Origin of the sequence: Pelatocladus sp. BLCC-F211, assembly GCF_041928655.1 — a bacterium.
Lineage (GTDB): Bacteria > Cyanobacteriota > Cyanobacteriia > Cyanobacteriales > Nostocaceae > Pelatocladus.
Window position 1 is genome coordinate 1 of record NZ_JBHFLM010000214.1, and the last position, 3,217, is coordinate 3,217.

Annotated in this window: 3 protein-coding genes and 2 pseudogenes; 3 read left to right on the forward strand and 2 right to left on the reverse strand. The window is 36.6% G+C overall.

Annotated elements, in window-relative coordinates; genetic code table 11:
• A pseudogene (locus tag ACE1AT_RS25775) lies at positions 1-182 on the forward strand (transposase); the annotation flags it as partial.
• An 86-nt stretch (positions 183-268) separates the two neighbouring features.
• Here the strand turns inward: ACE1AT_RS25775 and ACE1AT_RS25780 are convergent.
• Positions 269-1,187: pseudogene (locus ACE1AT_RS25780) on the reverse strand (transposase); the annotation flags it as partial.
• 658 nt (positions 1,188-1,845) lie between these two features.
• On the opposite strand from ACE1AT_RS25780, the gene ACE1AT_RS25785 reads away from it, so the two are divergent.
• Positions 1,846-2,832, forward strand: coding sequence for a DUF3102 domain-containing protein (locus ACE1AT_RS25785; RefSeq protein WP_374873596.1), 987 nt, complete (start codon positions 1,846-1,848; stop codon positions 2,830-2,832).
• A 60-nt stretch (positions 2,833-2,892) separates the two neighbouring features.
• On the opposite strand, the gene ACE1AT_RS25790 is transcribed toward ACE1AT_RS25785, so the two are convergent.
• A complete protein-coding gene (locus tag ACE1AT_RS25790) occupies positions 2,893-3,015 on the reverse strand; it encodes a hypothetical protein (RefSeq protein WP_374865893.1) in 123 nt (40 codons plus the stop codon).
• Here ACE1AT_RS25790 and ACE1AT_RS25795 point away from each other — a divergent pair.
• The coding region (locus ACE1AT_RS25795; protein WP_374865892.1) for a transposase at positions 2,993-3,217 on the forward strand (225 nt) is incomplete at its 3' end. The two genes, ACE1AT_RS25790 and ACE1AT_RS25795, sit on opposite strands and share 23 nt — an antisense overlap.

Sequence of the window (3,217 nt, forward strand, 5' to 3'; positions counted from 1 at the left end):
GAAGAGTTGCTCAAGCTATGGGTGGAGTTTTTGCGGTGATTGGTACTCCAACAAGAGCACCCAAACCTCGCGGAAAGTCTCCTGGTTGGCAACCAGGAAAAAAGCGTCTCCGTAAAAACCGATGCCCTATTGTTAAAAAAACCGTAACCCGACCACGGAAAAAACCATCGGTTGCTGTTTAATACCTAAGATTATTCATACTTTTGCTAAGTCTCTGATTAACTCAGCCCTGCTGGGTCTTTTTGCATGGCTTAGTCTAAACTCCAGGCATTAATTCCAGTTGTGTAAAGCTACGAATTGCACTAAAAAAGTGAGTCTTGATTGCCTCAGATGTTCTCACCATGAATAGCTCAATTCCACACACTTGCTTGATGGCTCGATGGTAACATTCAATTCCCCAATGAATTGAATATAACTCCTTAAATTCGGCGAGAGAGATTAAAAATAGCGCATCTTGCTCGGTCACATACATGATGTAATATCTGGGAATTTCGTTTTTGAAAATTCTCCGAAATACTTTCACTTTTCCAAACTTTTTCAGATGCACTATTAAACCGTTATCGGGAATTTCTAGATTTTGGACTTGGGTGAAATTTTTACCATCAACTGAACACAAGCGATTTTTTGCTATACCAGTTAAAAACTGTAATTCCTTGTTTTTGAAGAATTTCAGGTTTTTTTGACTGGAATACCAGGCGTCGGTAGTTACTGTCTTCGGCTCCAATCCCCAAGCCAAAACTTCAGTAATCATTTCTCGTAAATAATCGTTTTTTGTCTGACCATCTTGTTTGTTATAAATGCGATAATTTACAGGCATGGACTTACCAGATAAATCCGTGTAATACAAAGTAATTAACTGAATTCCCTTGACTGTGCGATGATGTCGTCCCGAATAAAAATAACCAATTAAATCTGTTAATTTGGGATCACTATGAGGTTTATCAATTACCGTATCGTCTGCACTTAATGTGCCACCTATTAAATTGATATAGTGCTTAACTTCATCAAATAAATCCTTTGGTTCGTACCGCTCACGTAGCAAAAATCTGTTGACACTTATCATGTGACAAATCTTCCATGATGTCTGCTAAACGTGTGCAGCCTGGATACTTTGATTCTGCCAGTAAAAACAGAGTGTAAGTATCGAGGTCGCATTTTGCTGTAGATGGCTTAGTAGTTACTCTGATTGCCCATAACCTCAATAACAGATAGGTAAATTATCCATCTTTCCACTCCCCTGCGGACTCGCGATCGCATATTTTTTCTTCTTTCCTCCACATTACTTATTGTTTAATTTGTCAATGCGTAAGTCCTGAAAATAATCTTTTTATTAATTATTCTGATGGTTCAACTAAGTATTAATATGCTTTATGCAATCTGAGAAATAAGCGTTTTAGACTAATTTTGGGGCTTTACCTCTTATTTATAATTAATTTCTACTCTTTTAAAGTATCAAAAATTATCTAATAGGTTATATAAGAATACAGAATATCAAATTACAAGAAAATCCTAGAAGCTGTCATGTTTTATACAGTAAGAATTATGATTTTATATAATTTTTGCTGCAATTTAAGTCTTTGCAGATATTACAATCTGTCAATCTTATGTTATTTTATTTACTTCGTTTTTTTGTCAAATTTATGATTGTATAAGGAAAACAAAATTAGTAAATTATTACACATCATATAGTAACAACATTTTACGCTATTGTTTTGAAATAGAGTTTGTTTATTGACGCTCACAAAGGAATTCATATCAGTTGAACCAATATGGGTTTTGAACATTTGGTATCTTACTGAGAATAAAAACTATTCTTTACCTATTAAATATTGGAGCTGCATCACCATGAGCTTCTCTGATTCTAACCAAACGACACAGCATTATAATGAGCCTTTGTTTGAACAATCACAACAACAGTTAACTCAAGAAAAAGGCTTTAACTATGCTGTTCTTACCCCACAAGTGCGAATTCTTGTCCAAGGTAAAACCTCTGAACTCAAGAGTTTGATGCGTCGGAGTGCCCAAGACATAATTGATATTGGGCAGAAATTGACTGAAGTAAAACAACAGTTAGGTCATGGAAATTTCAGAGCTTGGTTAAAGGCTGAGTTTGACTGGAGTGTAAGAACAGCAGCCAGGTTTATGCAAGTAGCCATTCAATTTAAAAATGCCAATTTGGCACATTTGAATATCTCTATTTCAGCCCTTTATCTTTTAGCAAAACCATCTACCCCTGAAAAAGCTCGTAAACAAGCCCTAGAAATCGCTAAAGAAGGTGAGAATGTTACCCATACCAAGGCAAAGGTACTTATTAGTCGTAATCAGGAGTCAGCTCAACCTAATTCTCTTAAGCCAGCTACTATCGACATCTCTGCAAAGGCTACAGAAGTTAATTCATTGACTCCATCACACCTATGCCAATCTCAAAAGACTCATTATCAGCTAGAACCAAAAGATGACAACCCAGGGACAATAGAATTGGCGGTTGAGACTGTACCTACTATAGAATCGGACAAAAGATTAGAGCATAAAGCTGTTGAGAAAATGGACTTGGTTCCTAAAGAATACTTAGAAGCAGAGGCTGGATTACAGTCTGAACCGTTTAATTATATACGTGTCCTTAAAATTGAACATCAAAATCCAGAGTTGATCACAAATGCATCTCAGATTTTTGAGTTGACTTTTGCTGGTATCCGTGTTGATTTTGAAGGCAACCCAGAAGCATTGATTATCTTATTTAAACAAATGCAGAACAATCCTGGCTTTACAGAGGAAGTTCTACAACAAGCCAAATTGCTTGCTACAGGGGGTTTTGTTACAAAAATTTGTTGATCTCAAAAAAATCCTATCGCAATACCTTCGCCAAAATAAAGAGGGCTTTGGGTAGTAGAGTTATTGTTTACCAGAACCATAACTCAGGAACCACAGAAAGCCCATGCCAGATATATTAGCACTGTTGGAATGCTTGCAACGATACACGACAAGAACAACTTTGAGGCGTTGGAGCTTAATCATATCAGCGATGCTGGCAATGAGTGGAAGGATAACGATGCTGGGTATATCAAGGTGGTGTGGGAAAGGTGGAAGCTATAGAACGATACAGAGATTTTTTGCACAGTCATTACCTTGGGCAACATTGTTTTGGGTATTTTTTCGAGAACATATATTTTGCCAAAAAGAAACATACATATTAGCAGGAGATGAAGTAGTAGTAAGC